At 47.6% G+C, this 15058-nt stretch carries 17 protein-coding genes, 1 tRNA gene and 1 pseudogene; 6 read left to right on the forward strand and 13 right to left on the reverse strand.

All coding sequences use genetic code 11. The annotated features are described in order from the left end of the window. Positions 1 to 95: 95 nt before the first annotated feature. Entirely contained in the window at positions 96 to 914 is an 819-nt protein-coding gene (gene thiD / locus DCM90_RS04120) for a bifunctional hydroxymethylpyrimidine kinase/phosphomethylpyrimidine kinase (protein WP_109250076.1), read from the forward strand. 132 nt (positions 915 to 1046) lie between these two features. On the opposite strand, the gene DCM90_RS04125 is transcribed toward thiD, so the two are convergent. From DCM90_RS04125 to DCM90_RS04135, 3 genes are all read right to left on the reverse strand, one after another. Continuing rightward, positions 1047 to 1226 carry a hypothetical protein gene (locus tag DCM90_RS04125; protein ID WP_109250077.1) on the reverse strand — a complete coding sequence of 60 codons (180 nt, stop codon included), beginning with the start codon at positions 1224 to 1226 and terminating at the stop codon, positions 1047 to 1049. Then, positions 1223 to 1918, reverse strand: coding sequence for an NAD(P)H-dependent oxidoreductase (locus DCM90_RS04130; RefSeq protein WP_109250078.1), 696 nt, complete (start codon positions 1916 to 1918; stop codon positions 1223 to 1225). The genes DCM90_RS04125 and DCM90_RS04130 overlap by 4 nt, the downstream gene beginning before the upstream one ends. Before the next feature lie 156 nt (positions 1919 to 2074). Beyond that, positions 2075 to 2148: transfer RNA gene (locus tag DCM90_RS04135), tRNA-Arg, on the reverse strand. Between the two features lie 164 nt (positions 2149 to 2312). Between DCM90_RS04135 and DCM90_RS09965 the strand changes: the two genes are divergently transcribed. Further along, positions 2313 to 2456, forward strand: a complete 144-nt coding sequence (locus DCM90_RS09965; RefSeq protein WP_165815199.1) for a hypothetical protein — start codon at positions 2313 to 2315, stop codon at positions 2454 to 2456. 118 nt (positions 2457 to 2574) lie between these two features. On the opposite strand, the gene DCM90_RS04140 is transcribed toward DCM90_RS09965, so the two are convergent. Continuing rightward, positions 2575 to 2781, reverse strand: coding sequence for a cold-shock protein (locus DCM90_RS04140; RefSeq protein WP_109250079.1), 207 nt, complete (start codon positions 2779 to 2781; stop codon positions 2575 to 2577). A 281-nt stretch (positions 2782 to 3062) separates the two neighbouring features. After that, entirely contained in the window at positions 3063 to 3653 is a 591-nt protein-coding gene (locus DCM90_RS04145) for an alpha/beta hydrolase (RefSeq protein ID WP_109250080.1), read from the reverse strand. A 77-nt stretch (positions 3654 to 3730) separates the two neighbouring features. Between DCM90_RS04145 and DCM90_RS04150 the strand changes: the two genes are divergently transcribed. Further along, on the forward strand, positions 3731 to 4150 hold the full coding sequence (locus DCM90_RS04150; protein ID WP_165815200.1) for an OsmC family protein: 420 nt from the start codon (positions 3731 to 3733) through the stop codon (positions 4148 to 4150). Positions 4151 to 4197: 47 nt separating this feature from the next. Here DCM90_RS04150 and mutY read toward each other — a convergent pair whose 3' ends face one another. Further along, positions 4198 to 5313 carry an A/G-specific adenine glycosylase gene (gene mutY / locus DCM90_RS04155; protein WP_109250082.1) on the reverse strand — a complete coding sequence of 372 codons (1116 nt, stop codon included), beginning with the start codon at positions 5311 to 5313 and terminating at the stop codon, positions 4198 to 4200. A gap of 64 nt (positions 5314 to 5377) precedes the next feature. On the opposite strand from mutY, the gene DCM90_RS04160 reads away from it, so the two are divergent. Further along, positions 5378 to 7030, forward strand: a complete 1653-nt coding sequence (locus DCM90_RS04160; RefSeq protein WP_109250083.1) for a peptide ABC transporter substrate-binding protein — start codon at positions 5378 to 5380, stop codon at positions 7028 to 7030. A gap of 28 nt (positions 7031 to 7058) precedes the next feature. Continuing rightward, positions 7059 to 8522, forward strand: coding sequence for a helix-turn-helix domain-containing protein (locus DCM90_RS04165; protein ID WP_109250084.1), 1464 nt, complete (start codon positions 7059 to 7061; stop codon positions 8520 to 8522). 28 nt (positions 8523 to 8550) lie between these two features. Here DCM90_RS04165 and DCM90_RS04170 read toward each other — a convergent pair whose 3' ends face one another. Continuing rightward, positions 8551 to 8868, reverse strand: coding sequence for a DUF7671 family protein (locus DCM90_RS04170; RefSeq protein WP_109250085.1), 318 nt, complete (start codon positions 8866 to 8868; stop codon positions 8551 to 8553). A 119-nt stretch (positions 8869 to 8987) separates the two neighbouring features. Here DCM90_RS04170 and DCM90_RS04175 point away from each other — a divergent pair, with 119 nt between their 5' ends. Then, the gene (locus DCM90_RS04175) at positions 8988 to 9206 is read left to right on the forward strand and encodes a P8 family protein (RefSeq protein WP_109250086.1); all 219 of its coding nucleotides are present in this window, start codon (positions 8988 to 8990) and stop codon (positions 9204 to 9206) included. An 84-nt stretch (positions 9207 to 9290) separates the two neighbouring features. Here the strand turns inward: DCM90_RS04175 and DCM90_RS04180 are convergent, their stop codons facing one another. From DCM90_RS04180 to DCM90_RS04205, 6 genes and pseudogenes are all read right to left on the reverse strand, one after another. Further along, on the reverse strand, positions 9291 to 10517 hold the full coding sequence (locus DCM90_RS04180; RefSeq protein WP_109250087.1) for a CynX/NimT family MFS transporter: 1227 nt from the start codon (positions 10515 to 10517) through the stop codon (positions 9291 to 9293). A 15-nt stretch (positions 10518 to 10532) separates the two neighbouring features. Next, positions 10533 to 11162 (reverse strand): annotated as a pseudogene (locus DCM90_RS04185) (histidine phosphatase family protein). Positions 11163 to 11244: 82 nt separating this feature from the next. Further along, entirely contained in the window at positions 11245 to 12150 is a 906-nt protein-coding gene (locus tag DCM90_RS04190; protein WP_109250531.1) for a DMT family transporter, read from the reverse strand. Positions 12151 to 12315: 165 nt separating this feature from the next. Further along, positions 12316 to 12996 (reverse strand): methionine ABC transporter permease, encoded by a 681-nt coding sequence (locus DCM90_RS04195; RefSeq protein ID WP_109250088.1) that lies wholly within the window; start codon positions 12994 to 12996, stop codon positions 12316 to 12318. Then, positions 12993 to 14051 carry a methionine ABC transporter ATP-binding protein gene (locus DCM90_RS04200; RefSeq protein WP_109250089.1) on the reverse strand — a complete coding sequence of 353 codons (1059 nt, stop codon included), beginning with the start codon at positions 14049 to 14051 and terminating at the stop codon, positions 12993 to 12995. The genes DCM90_RS04195 and DCM90_RS04200 overlap by 4 nt, the downstream gene beginning before the upstream one ends. Before the next feature lie 21 nt (positions 14052 to 14072). Then, positions 14073 to 14894: a MetQ/NlpA family ABC transporter substrate-binding protein gene (locus DCM90_RS04205; protein WP_109250090.1), complete on the reverse strand. Its 822-nt coding sequence runs from the start codon at positions 14892 to 14894 to the stop codon at positions 14073 to 14075. Positions 14895 to 15058: the final 164 nt, after the last annotated feature.

A 15058-nucleotide genomic window follows, 5' to 3' on the forward strand; every position in this document is an offset into this window, starting at 1 on the left:
ACTCACCTGACGTAAAAAAATGAAAACGGCCCCCGATTTTCTAAAATAATGGTATCCTTAGTGACAATAACCGAACGAAACGGAGGGATTTTTTTATGATTAATGATTTTCCGCAGGCAATGACCATTGCCGGATCCGATAGCGACGGGAGTGCTGGGATGCAGGCTGATCTTCACACTTTTTTTGCCCGCCGAGTTTACGGCATGTCCGTCATCACAGCTTGCGTCGCCGGAAATTCATACGGAATCCATGCGGCCCAAGCAATGCCAACCGACTTTATTAACCAGGAATTTAGTGACATTGCGGCCGATTTTAAGGTCCGGGCTGCTAAAACCGGAATGCTAGCCGATTCCCAGCTGATTGAAACCGTGGTGGATAACGTTCAACGGTATGACTTCGGTCCGCTCGTGGTGGACCCCGTAATTATGACCAAGCATGGCGCCCAGCTCCTGGAAGACAGCGCCTTTGAAACCTTAAAGTCGAAGTTACTTCCACTAGCCACCGTCATCACCCCTAATTTTTACGAAGCCCAAAAGCTGACGGACTTACCCATTCAATCCGATGCAGATATGGTAAACGCGGCCCATAAATTACAGAATCTCGGGGTCCCAAATGTAGTCATCAAAGGGAACCACGCAGATCCAACCCAAACGGAAGTCCGAGATTACGTGTTGCTTGCTTCGGGCAAGGATTTTTGGCTTTCCGCCCCCTACCACCAAACGGAACGGTTAAACGGTACCGGTGATTCCCTCTCAGCTTGCATCACCGCCGAATTGGCTAAGGGCCGTCCCGTGGAAGCCGCCATTCGAACCGCCAAACAATTTGTCAACGTCGCCATCGGCAATCCAATTGACGTTGGCCATAAAGTTGGGCCCATTAACCACTGGGCCCCAATGGATCAGATGCCTGACTAAGCACAGCCTACCAAAAAAACGGTCCTGAATTTGAGCACGCTTGGCTCAAGTACAGGACCGTTTTTTTCTGTTTCATCAAATTTTTATAGAATATTTTATGGTTGTCAGTTGTGTGCTGAATTGGCCTTCAGTTCACCATTCAGATGGATTCCATGCCCGACCATCGATTTCATCTTCCGTCTGTTCAATCCGCCGGTACTGCTCATCCACCAGATCCTTTAGTTGGTGAAAATAGGCCCGCGTCTTAAAGTCCGTTGCCTGCTTTTCTAAGCCGCTAATCTGTTCCAGCAACCAGTTTTCCCGCTGATTCATTCTTCTTCGCCCTCTTTAATCATTGCCAACGTTGACTGAAGTTCTTGAATTTTATCGTGATTGGCCAAAATTTCCGTTTGAATCATTTCCAAGACCCGACTTTCAGATTCTGGCGCGAGCTTAAGGTACTGTTGAAGCCGCTGGGCATACCACTTTTCTCGGTGACTAAAGTTATCCGGCGCCGGCTGAGTCAGGTAGCGCTGATAATTGATCAATAACGTCATTTTTTGGTCCTCGCTCATGTAGGAAAACTGAGTAACAGAGAAGGTTTGCAGCCAAGTGGCGTGAGCTTCGTGGGTAATTGCACGCATAGAGGACAGCAGTTCATCCAAGGTAAAGCCAACGGACCCGCCCGCTTGAAATTGATTGAGGGGTTTGCCGGTGGTGACGACTACCGCTACCTCTTTGTCCTGCAGCGGATATTGATCGCCCCGTTTAAATAGTTTTTGACTAAAAACTAAATCGGCCCAATGTTTCAAGCTAGCTGGGGCTGCGTACCAGTACAACGGAAATTGAAAGACAATTCGGTCTGCAGTCATTAATAACTGGCGTTCGTTTTGGACATCATCCTCGGTTAACTCATCCACCCGGTGCCACAGGACATCCGGCAGATCTTTGACCCCCTCCCTCAAAAAGGATTGGGTAGCAGAAGAGGTAATCTCAGGATGGGCCACAATCACTAGCGTTTTCATCAAAAAAACTCCTTTCCGCTTTAGACTTTATCTCACTGAATCATAAGTGTCTTTCACCTATGATGCTCAACAATTGCACGCCCATTTTATCGTAAATGGCTAGTTGCAATCATACAAAATAGAGTCCAGAACAATGCGTTCCAGACCCCAAATTAGTGTCGCAAGAGAGATTCGAACCCTCGACCTACGGTTTAGAAGACCGTTGCTCTATCCAGCTGAGCTATTGCGACAAGTTAATAAGTACAAGTAGTAATTATAGAATAGCACCTGCCACAAGTCAACGCGACATTCCCACCTGTGGGGTAAAAATTCATTTAATTCTTTTCGTTTTCCTTGAATTTATATCCAACTATTAGATAATGGAACTAACAACCGATGAATGGGGGAATTTGAAATGGGTTACGTTTTTGCAATTATTGGAATTTTCACAGTTGCGGGGTTATGGCAGTACTTTAATCAGCAGTCTGAGTCGCTCCACCAAAGCAAGCACCTTGCCAAACATGACAAATTCACGCATCATCGTGGTGAAGAATTGTAAGTTTTCGGGTTACGCACTTTTTGGACTTCTCGCAATGACGTCAGATAGTGAGGGGGCCAGTTTTTTACAGAAAAAAACCCTCACAACTAAGTTGTGAGGGTTTTGTTAAAGGTTATAATTAGTCTTCAACAACTGAAACGTTAGCAGCTTGTGGGCCACGATCGCCGTCTTCAACATCAAGAGAAACCTTTTGGCCTTCTTCAAGAGTCTTGAAGCCGTCAGCGTTGATAGCTGAGAAGTGAACGAAAACATCGCTGCCGTTGTCTAAAGTGATAAAACCGTAACCCTTGTCAGCGTTGAACCATTTAACAGTACCTTGTTCCATAAGTGAAACCTCCGTGCGCATAGCGCAATAATATATTTTGCATTTGAAGCTGGGATTAAAAAGGAATCACTTCTTATGAGAACTTGACACCCTTAAACCTTCCGAACTATCAAAACACTAAACATAGTTTAACAGTAAGTAATTGGAATATCAATCAAGAACTCCTGAAAATCCCAATTTTTTTGAGAATTCGATTGCCAATGTCAAGCCCTGAAAGCGATTTGCTCGGTTAATAAAATAATAAATTTTAAATAATAGTTTTTTTAATCTTGTTGTGAACCTCAGTTTGAGAGCCATTGCACAGCGGCGTTGACCTCAGCAGGTGCAATCATATGGCTGCCCCCACTAATTAGGCTTGTTACATCAGCCTTGCGCTCCCACAGGCTGCTCACCATCATATGAAATTGTGCCATGGTTGGATGGGGTTCCCTTTGACCGTGCGACAGCCAAACTCGGTCGGTCAGAAGCGTTTCAGCCGCCGAAGTGGGAACGGGCAACGGATGGAACAGCAGGTGACGGTGAAAGGGCAGGACCTGGGCGTAAATTCCCCCTAGTAGGAAGGAAGCTCCATTGGAGTACCCGACACCAACGGCCTCTGCCAACGTTTGGTGCGCAATAGTTATTGACTTCAACTCCGCAACGAGTTCATTTAGTGCCCTCTCAATTTCCGTTGCATCCGGCTGCTCCGTCCAAGTTTGGGCAAAATATTGGGTCCCCATCGAGGTCTGGTGATCTGTTCCAACTGCTAGGAGCGGACTTTTTGGGGATAACCGCTTACCAAAATCAATCATTTCCTCAGTCGTTCCGTTGGTCCCGTGAAATAGAATTAACGTCCGTTGATCCGCGGCGCCCGGAAAATATTCAAGGTTCATTCTCTGCACTCCTTTAATTGACAACTGAAATCGATTTCAGTACAGTAAAGCCAATCGATTAAATGGGAGGTCCTTTTATGGCACTTGTTGAAGTTAAAGCCGCACTGCGCCCTGCTGGCGACCAGGTTCAAATCCAAGCCGGTGAGCATACTTACTTAGCGGACGAACCCGTTCGCAAGGGCGGCACGGATGCCGGCCCAACTCCAGTTCAATACCTATTGAGCTCTATCGGCGCCTGCATGTCAATTACCGCACGCTACGTTGCCAGTCTGCACGAAGACTTAACCCTCGCCCACTTTTCTGCCGACGTTTCCGGCCGAACCAAGGGTTACCCTGACGGCAGCTCAAACGTCATCGATATCACAATTACCCTCACCGCGGACTGCAATTGGTCGGGTGATCAGCTTCACGCCTATTACGATGAAGTCGTTACTAAGTGTACCGTCCATAAAACGTTAGCTCCAGGTGTCCCCATGACACTCCAATATACTGAATGAGAATGACAGCTAAGCCGATGAACCAGTCATCGGCTTAGCTGCCGTTTTTATTTTGTGGGATCCATCCCCAACCGGTTCATCATTTTAATCTGGACCTTTGGCAGTGCCAACTTGGCAAGGTTCGATTGCGGCACCCACTCCCCCGGAAAATGGGAGAGGTCCTGCGCTAAGACCTCAGCGCCAAATAAATTCACCTGCCATTTTTGATGGGTGTACACCTGGGTAATGGCTCGGCCGCCCATTGGGGTGAGTTCCGCCGTAATTCCCGTTTCCCGGTGCAAATACTCCGTGACGTGCTGGGCAAGTTCGGTCGCCATAACGACATCATCGCCAAGGTCGAGATCCGCAATTTTGATCAGCGGGAAGGTCCAAAAACCGGCCAGCATTCCCGTAGTTCCCCGGTGCTGCATCAGATAACCCCGTTCCGACCTAATGATCAGTCCGACATACGGGACATCGACTGGTTTCGGCTTCTTCGACTTAACCGGGAAGTCTAGTTCTTTCCCGTCTAAGTAGGCTTGGTCAAACGCCTTCACGGGGGAGTGTTCAGGATCGGGATTTTTTGCCGTCATGTAGCTAGATCCCAGGTCCATAATGGCCTGGTTGAAATCTCCGGGGCGATCAGGATCGATGACCTTTGCAATAATATCCGTAAAAATTTTACGGGTCTGGGGCTTAGCGATGTCCGCCTCAATCTCCATTAACCGGGAAAACACCCGAAAGGCATTCCCATCAACGGCCGGTACCGGCACGTTAAAGGCAATACTGGCAATTGCCCCCGCTGTATAGGGTCCGATTCCGGCCAAATCTTCTAAAGCCTCAGGGGTCTCCGGAAAAACACCCTGGTAATCCGCCATGATCTGTTGGGCCGCCCGCTTTAAGTTCTTAGCCCGTGAATAATACCCTAATCCCTCCCACGCTTTTAACAAAACTGCCTCATCTGCGTTCGCTAAGTCGGAAACAGTAGGAAAAAGTTTCATAAAGCGGGTATAATAGGGAATAACAGTATTAACCTGAGTTTGTTGGAGCATAATTTCGGAAATCCACACGTGGTACGGATCATGATCTTGCCGCCACGGTAGGTCGCGCCGTTCTTCATCGTACCAATCCAGCAGGGTTTTGCGAAATTCTTTAATTTGTTGGTTCGACCACGTGACGGTCATTGATCTGCCTCCACTCATCCTAATATCTTAACGACTATAACCAGTTTTCCTGGGAGGAACTAATATGAAGCATCCCCATACCGGTCTACTCGTCCTCATTGCCTGTTGTCTTCTGCTTGTTGGGTGTACAAATCACACACCTGCCGTCCATAAGAGCAACAGTCAGGGCGTCATGAGTACCCACCAAGTCTTAAATCTTAGTACCACGCAACCCCTAAGCACCATTAACGTCTCAGAGGCTACTGGGTTTGGTCGCCTAACTGACCTCTACGAAGGCCTTTACCGGTTAGACGGTGATGGCCATGCGACCAACGCTTTAGCCATTAAAACACGAGAAACTGAAAATGGCAAACGGATCGTGTTTACCCTCCGCCCCAACCTCAAGTGGAGTAACGGAGATCCCCTTACCGCAAGCGATTTTGTTTACTCATGGCGGCAGACCATTAATCCCGCCAACCATTCATCATACGCCTTCCTATTTGATATCTTAAAAAATGGAAGCGCTGTGAGAAGCGGGCGAAAAAGTCCCGATCAATTAGGGGTCAAAGCGGTGGATGACCGCCACTTAGAGGTGACTTTAGATCACCGGGTAACCTACCTTAAAAGTTTATTAGCCTACCCGCTGTTTTCACCCCAGGACGAAGCGTTTGCGGAAAAACAGGGCAGCCAATACGCCACATCAGCTTCAACCCAGGTCTATAATGGTCCCTTCCAACTGACGAAATGGACGAAGACTGGTTGGACAGCCACCCGGAATAAAACGTACTGGGATCGCGATAACGTCTATCTGACCCAGGTTAAAACGATTGTTTACCGGCACCCTAACGAAGCTTTAGCCGCCTATAAACGTGGTGACGTAGACGAAGTTAAACTAAGCGGACTGGTCAAACACGCCGAAACCATCCACAGTACGTATAACGCTCGGCCTTACTCCCAGACTAATTACATTGGCTATAATTTTCACGACCAAAATACAACCGCCAATCGCATCCTAAACAATCGCAATACCCGTCTCGCCATTTCCCACGCCTTAAACCGTCAGGCTATTATTAACGAAGCCCTGGGAGATTCTTCCCTGCCATCTAAGGGAATCGTTCCCGCCGGGTTAAGCTACAATACCGAGACCGGGACGGACTTTGCCGATCAGCAAAATGAAGAACCCGTTACCTATAATTTAAAGCAGGCGCAGCGTGAGTGGCAAAAGGCCCGGGAGCAAACCCACCTATCAACCATTACCGTCAACCTGCTTTACCGGCGTGATCCCACGAGTCAAATGGTGGTTCAGGCCGTCACGCAACGGTTGCAAAAAAATCTACCGGGATTAAAAATCAAGCTGGTCCCGATGACCGTCAAACCCCTAACCCGCGCCTTGCAACAGGGAAAGTTCGATCTCTATTACCTGGGTTGGGGAGCCGATTATGCTGATCCTTCAGCAATGTTACAAGTATTTACGTCTAATAACAGCTATAATTATGGTCAGTGGGAAAATAAAACGTATAATCAAGAGTACCAAAAGATTAGTCTTGAAACGACATTCAGCTATCAGGATCGCTGGCAATTAATGCTGCAGGCCAACAACCGGCTGATGGCCGACCAGGGAGTAACGCCTATCTTCCAACCGGCTACCTCCTACTTAACAAACAGTCGTTTAAAGGGACTGATTAAGAATACTACGGGCGCATCCACAGACTATAAAGGTGCCTACTTTATTCAATAACCTGAAATCTGATGAAAGTTGGCGTGCTATGGAACTTGTTAGTGCACTACTCAGCAAGAAAAAATTACAAAAAATCAAGCTATTAGTTTACCTGCAAGAAGATCAAGGCAACTTGAAGGAATACGGGGAGAAAGTCCATTTTTCCTATGCCACCGTTTATAATTACTACACTGAATTAACGGATGAATTAAGGGAGATTAGCAAGCAGCCAAATGCTGACCCGCAAAAACTCATTAAGACGGTTCCGATCGATCTCTACCGACGTTGGGCATACTACAATAGTGTCGCCTACCAATTAGTTCTTGCGACTTTACTGCCGCCTAAAACCACCTTAGATGAGTTTCTAGCCGATGCCGATATTAGTCAGGCAACCCTGTACCGTAAAACCCGACAACTTTTTGCTGACCTCAAAGAAGTGGGGATTCATTTTTCGTTTCCCAAGTTCAAATTTACGGGAACTGAACAGATCCTGCAGATTTTCTACCTCCGATTTTTACACCTTACGAACACGTCAATTAACGATGAATTTAGCGACTCAGAAAATCAATTTCTTACTCTGCTGCTTGAACCCTTTATTGAATCACCCGATTTACAGCATTCAGATAGCCTCCACTTACGTTGGCGCCATCTCATGCAGATTTGGCTACTCCGAGCTAAAAACGGTCACGTTTACGAGCCCACGTTCTGCGAACCCGTCTACCTGACCGATGTTTCGGCGTCCGCCAAACTAATCAGCAAAACGCTAGATCTTTCACCTGAAACGGCACTAACTCAGGCTAAATTTTTAGACTACATCATTACAAATTCCATGCGGGGCATTTCCTACTTGACCGACCTCGGAATTAACCATTACTACGCCGCTTTAGGGCTGGATATGACGGAAGCGGCGGAATTCCTGGCGGCCATGCCGTTCGGTTCTATCTCTAAGGAGTTAACCCTGCAGCACTTTCAGCGGCGCCTCCTAGCGCTGGGGTTATACATTCTTCTGTTTGAAGAACTTCCGCCCATTGAAAGTGACATTTATAACCAGGAGGAACCAACGGTAGAGGATAAACTGGAGGTTGAGACCAGTCTCCCAATTATTGAACGAATCTATAAGCGCCCCGTCACCAAACGGGCAGAGCTCCTATGGCAGGGTGTGTTAGCCCAACTGGTGGCCCTCTATAACCAGTCAGGATGGGGAGTAACATTTTATACCACCCCAGAACTAACCAATACCTCGAGTGACATTATTGCCCACTGGTTCCACGGGATTATGCATATCCGGCCTGTCTCACAATTGCCCGCTAACTCTACGGATAAAAATGCGGCGGTTCTATACGATGCTATTACACCCAAAATCCATAAGTTAGAAGAGGAAAAACGGATCGTTGGCTTTCATTGGATTCAGGAACTGAACTACGCCCAAAATATGCACCGGTTTGAAGATTTTTTAATCACGAACCACATTGGCCTATTCGGGATGGCAATTCTAGACACTGAAAGTTCTTAATTTTTTTGCGTCCAACTAGTTAATAGTGTTAATTATCTAACAACTTCCTAATTGCAACGTCAAGAACTTCCTGAGCCACAAACTCCGAGGTAAACCGCTGCATGGGGGTAAAGTCATGCCGATCTTTATAGGCCACGGACTTGGCTGCTACCACCGCAACCATGAGGTTGTTTTCGGTCATAAAGACTTGGCCTATCCCCCGATATTTGCCCCGGGTATGCCTACCGGTACGCCACGAATGGAGTTTAAAATCACCCCCGGGTTCGCGCTTAATCTGATAGTTGCCGGAAGAATCTGGTTCGACGGGCACCCCAATGTACTGTTGCACCACATATTTTGCTTTCATTTTTTGCTTGCTCCTTTTACGAGTCAAATTGCTTAACAGATTTGATATAAACGGCTATGATGATAGATGAAGACGATTACAGCTTTGTAATTGACTAAATTACTTGGAGGGATTTTATTATGGCTGAAGATATTGAACCAACTATGTTTATGGATCGTACGATGAGTGAAGTATTTGACTGGTCCGATGATAGCACCCCCGTTCGGGATGCCCTCTGGGACTACTTCATGGAAAATGATGGTCATGATACCGACAAGACTGAAGCAGACATGCAAGAAATGGATGCCAAGACCGACGCCGAAATCGAAGCTTTCATCAACGAAAATCTTAAGAAATAGGCTAATTAACGAAAGTTGAATCATTAAGTATTCAGCTGCCAATAAAAAGCGATTCTCAACTCAAGTTGGGAATCGTTCTTTATTTTACCCAAAAATTGACCGCCGTTTGGCCACTACAACTCCCGAAATAACGAGTAACACCGAAAAAATTGCGGCTAAAATCAAGACGGCGTTCCAGCCGATTAGGCCCCCAACGTAACCAAATAAAACGGGCCCGACCGCAGCTAACAAATAGCCCGCTGACTGTGCCATGCCCGATAAATCGGCCGTTTCAAATCCGTTCGTTGTCTTCTGCGTAAAAAAGACAACGGCCAAACTAAAGGCCGCGGCGGACCCAAGCCCCATTAAAATACAGCAAATAATCCACCACCAGAGTGCGTTGATCGGTAGTAAAATTCCCAGGGTTCCACCAATGAAACCAACTCCGATAATGCTTAAAATGATTGGGGTACCATTTTGACGTTCTGCCACCAGCGGCGTACTAAACGTCATTGGCAATCCGCTTAATTGAAGCAGAGTAACTAGGTTAGCGGCCGCCACCGTGGATAATCCCCGGCTAGTAAAAATGGTGGGGAGCCACGTTAGTAAGGAGTAGTAGACAAAGGCCTGCAGCCCGAAGAACGCGGTGACCACCCACGCCAGCTTTACCCCCCAAACAGACCGGTGCTGCGGCCGTTCCATTGTCGGACTGGTTAAGGTAAGATCCCGGTGATTGAACCGTAAATTAGGCAGCCAAACCACTAAGTTTATCAGTCCGATCACCGACAATAAGGCCAAACTAATCTGGAGGGACCAGCGGGTAGCTAGCACTCCGGATAAGCCCGTCCCCACCGCCCCGACTAGTACCATAGTGAGCGTATACTCCGAGGTCTTGACGGACATTCGGTTCGGGTAGCAATCCTTAATCACGGCCGGAATCAAAACGTTACCGCCATCAATTCCAATCCCCACCAAAAGAGTTCCAAAGAACAGCCATGCCATCGAGGGTATAATTCGCAGGTAACTCCCGAGGGCTAAGATGATTAGCGTTACATAAATAATGAATTCGTTCCCGTAGCGGCGCCCAAGCCGGGCTAGAAGCGGTGAAACCACCGCAAACGTCAGGAGTGGAATTGTGGTTAACAACCCCGCCATTGAACTGGGCATCCCTAACGATCGTTTTAGCATCGGTAACAATCCCGGCATCATCGTAATGGGTAACCGCATGTTGGCTGCTACCATAATTAAGCCTAACGTTAAGTAGCGGCTATGTTTTTGACCCTGTAAAATAAGTCCTCTTTCCTTCCTTAGCGATGAGTCCTTAGATTTCATCGCTTTCAATCAATCTCAGTAAGTAAGCCCCCGGTTGTAGTACCACAGATACCGGTGCCCTGTTTCACCCACAATTTCAAGTTTAGTCACACTGACATTTCCCGGGGCTGGTAATAGCCGGGAATCCGGGGCGTCAACTGCCGCTAGGATGGCCGCCTTAATCGAAAAACCGTGGGTGACCACAATAATCCGATCCTTTGGCGCATTGACCACGTAATCCGACATAAAGTTTCCCATTCGTTGGGCCACGTGCAAAATTGTTTCCCCGTGGGCGACTCCCGCATATTCTGGTAGCACCTCACCCGTGTGCAAATCAACGAGGTCCGGGTGGGCACCCCCGGCTTCCTGGTGGGGACGACCATCCCAATCCCCGTATGAAATTTCACGTAGTCGGTTATCCTCCACAATTGGAACCCCCCGACCCGAGTTTAAAATTTCGGCCGTTTGTTTGGCTCGGCCTAACGGGCTAACGACCAATTGATCAGCAAACCTGATATCAAATTGATCATGCAGCTACTGAGCCTGCCCCCTGCCCTGTTCCGTCAACTGCATCAATGGGCCGTCTAAGTTGCCCTGTTTTATCCCGGCAACGTTGGCCTGCGTCTGGCCGTGCCGGACAAAATAAAATTCGGTCATCTTCGTCATCCCCTTTTATACCAGAATAGCACCCAAAAAGGGCAACGCCAAGACCGGCGTTGCCCTTTAGCTTCTTGATTGACATTAATCGTTACTCTAACATTTGTTCTTGAACGTCTCGGCGACCGCGTTGGAGAAGGTATATGGCTAGAATAACCAAGATTGACCCTAAAACCTCCACCCAGCTCATCTTTAACCCCAAAAAGATAATGGAGAGAATGAACGTCACTACGGGTTGAAAGGCGTCCACAATGCTAACCACGTCCGAAGGTGCAAATTGGGAAGCGTAAAGCAGGAGTGAAAACGGCAAAATGGTCCCAATAATAATCACCGTACTCATACTAATAATCAACGTATGCGTAATGGGTGGGGTGGCAACCCAGAATGGGTGATACAAGTTAAACCCAATCCCACCAATTAGTGATCCCCACCCCATGATGGCCATGGAGGGGTTATTTCCCTCCTCCACTAGGGGCCGGGGCAAAACCACGTAGAACGCACAGGTAATTCCAGATGCGATCCCAAACAGGAGGGCGGGAAGTGGAATACTAAGCGTAAAAATGTTCCCCTTGGTAATCGCAAGGAACACCCCCACTAGGGCAACCACAAAGGCGATCATATCACTTCGTAATGGTTTTTGGTGCTTAAAAACTAGGGCGCCTAACACAATAAAAAGTGGGCTTAAATACTGCAGAATAGTGGCTGACGCCGAGTTACCATACTGAATGGCATAGTAAAACGTCAGCAGATTGGCTGACAACCCAAAGATGGCGTACGCAAACAGCCACGCAATGGAACGGCCCGATCGAAAAACGTTAAACGTTTTTTTGCCGTAGAGACAAAGACTTATAAGTAAAACCACGATTCCCGCACCAAGCATCCGTACGGATAGGTACCAGTCGGCAGGTATTTTTTCTCCCTGAGAAATAACTTGCAGGACCGTCCCTGAGATCCCCCACATGGTAGAGGCAATGGCCGCCCAAAAAATCCCTTGCATGACCCGGTTTTTGGACGTCCTTGATTGTGTTTGATCAGCCAAAATGTTTCTTCCCTTCTCTGTTTAAGCATGTAAACTAATTCGTTCTTAAACATTATAACAGGTTTTAGCTAACCTGAGGACTCATGTTAGATCTTTTTACATGATTTTACCATTAACCCCGTTTTACGCGTGATTCGTTCGCCGAGCTAACCAATCGCCGATCATTTGAACTAGAAAGACTAAGGCTAAAATGATAATCAGCGCCATCACAGTCACATCCGTTTCAAAGCGATCGTAACCGATGATAATGGCCAGGTTACCTAACCCACCACCACCAACGGCACCAGCCATTGCCGTTAAATCAATAATACTAATTAACGTGACAACGGAAACCCGGATCAATTCTGAACAGCTTTCCCGTAAATATACCCGAAAAACGAGCGCGACCGGTCCCGATCCGACGGCTTGAGCGGCTTCAATAATTCCTCGGTCCACCTCCACCAAGGCATTCTGAACTTGCCGAGCATAGAACGGCGCAGCCCCCACGATTAAGGGGACGATCGCTGCAGTCGTCCCAATCGCAGTGCCTACAATCAACCTGGTCACCGGTGCAATCACCGCAAGTAAAATTACGAACGGAATGGAGCGAAACAGATTAACCAGCTTATCAAGCAGGTTATACACTAACCGATTAGCCAAGATGCCCCCCGGTGCCGTCACCACCAAGGTAATTCCCATTGCCATTCCGATAACTCCCGCCACAATAGCGGTAATGGCAACCATATACAAGGTTTCACCGGTCGCCGTCACAAAGTCGGCTTTCATCGTCACAACGTTGGGAAAATAATGGGCAAACCAATTCATTGCGCCACCTCCTGTTTAAGCTTAACGGGACTCACGTGAATTTGTTGCTGCTGACAGTAGTTCAAGGCGTCATCTAAGTTGGCCTGGTCCCCTGTCATTACCACGATTAAGTTCCCTAACGGCGTCCCCTGCAAAATTTCAACGTTGCCGTATAAAATATTCGAAACCACCCCGTACCGTTTGTACAATTCCGTAATCAGCGGGGCATCCGCAGCAGTTCCCACGTATTCCAAATGGATTAACCGCTGGGTGTCGCTGAGGGTTAACGCCTGCTGACTAATCTTTTCTATCGCTTGGTTCACCTGCGTAGAGGTATTAATGAAGTCCTTTGTAAGCGGTTGTTTTGGCTGACTAAAGATCTGGAGCAGGCTGCCCCGTTCAATAATCTGACCGTCCTCCATTACCGCCACCTTGTTGCAAATTTCCTTAACCGCATCCATTTCGTGGGTAATTAGGACGATGGTCACCCCCAATTGTTCATTCAACTCCTTTAGGAGCGCAAGAATGGCACCAGTCGTCTTAGGATCTAATGCGCTAGTGGCTTCGTCGCTAATTAAGACTTCCGGATCGTTGGCTAACGCCCGAGCAATGGCCACCCGTTGCTTTTGACCCCCAGAAAGCTGGGCCGGATAACCCTGGGCCTGATCCGCTAACCCCACTAACTCCAACAAGTGGGCCACCTTTGCTTCACGGGCTGCCTTATCCAATCCGGATCCCTTCAGCGGATAAGCGACGTTATCGGCAATGGTGCGTTGGTTCATTAAATTAAAGTGCTGAAAGATCATCCCGATCTTCGTTCTAGCGTGCCGGAGTTGTTTGTTCGTTAATGCCAGCATGTTTTGACCGTTTACCTCAACCTGCCCCGCCGTGGGTTCTTGCAGTCGGTTAATTACCCGCACCAACGTACTTTTTCCGGCTCCGGAATACCCTACGATTCCGTAAATATCCCCCCGGTTAACCGTTAACGAAACATCCCGAACGGCTTTCACCGTCCGATGCTGCTGGTTAAAGGTGACGTCAACGTGTTGCAGCTTAATCATGGCGTCTAATTTCATTTTCGTTCACCCATTTCTCCACTAAAACTTGTGATCCCATGCCGGAATGGCGTTTCCGTGATAATACTTTTGAATGTTCTTCTTATTTGCCTCCGACTGGTAAGCCTTCACGACCTTTTTATAGGCTGCCTTATTCTTATCCTTAGCGTTCGCCGCAATAACATTAACGTACGGCTTTGAACTCCGGTTGATTTTTTCGGTAAAAATAACCTTTGAGAGCGGTAGATTGGCGTTTGCTGCCATATCATTTGGAACCACGGCCGCCGCAACGTCCTTAAGTGAACGCGGAGTCTGGGCTGCATCAAGCGGCGTAATTTTCAGGTTTAACCGGTTCGTCTTTATATTTTTTGGAGTAGGCAATGCGACCCCCTTTTTGAGGGTAATTAACTTAGCCGATTGAAGGAGGTTCAAAGCTCGGCCCTCATTGGTGGCATCATTCGGAATCACAATTTCATCATTCTTCTTAATATCGTCAATTCCTTTAATTTTATCCGAGTAGAGCCGGGATGGCGCCAGGTAGGTCGCCCCAATGGAAACGATGTCCGTATGATGGGCCTTATTCCATTGATCCATGAAATAGGTATGCTGAAACGAATTTAGGTCCAGTTCATGATTCGTCAGGGCCGCATTCGGCTGATTATAATCCGTAAAAGTGATTAACTTCAGGGTAACCCCCTCTTTGGCAACTTGCTTCACAATGGGTTCCCATATCGGTTTATCGGTACTCATAATGCCGATCTTAACGGTTTGGTCCGCTGAGCTCCCCTTCCCACAGCCCGCAATAATTAGAATGGGCAGAAGTAACAATACCCCGAGTAATAACTTTTTCACTTGTTTTTTCATCTTGCTCTCTCCCTTTAATTCAATTTTGAAACGGCCCGATCAAATAAAAAAGCCCGCCCCTAACGTTACGTTAGAAGCGAGCTTTGTCGCGGTACCATTCTACCTTCAAGTCAATCTTCCGACTGACCCCTCATTAACACTCTCATCCCGAAGGACTGTAAGTG

This window comes from Levilactobacillus bambusae, assembly GCF_003124125.1.
Lineage (GTDB): Bacteria > Bacillota > Bacilli > Lactobacillales > Lactobacillaceae > Levilactobacillus > Levilactobacillus bambusae.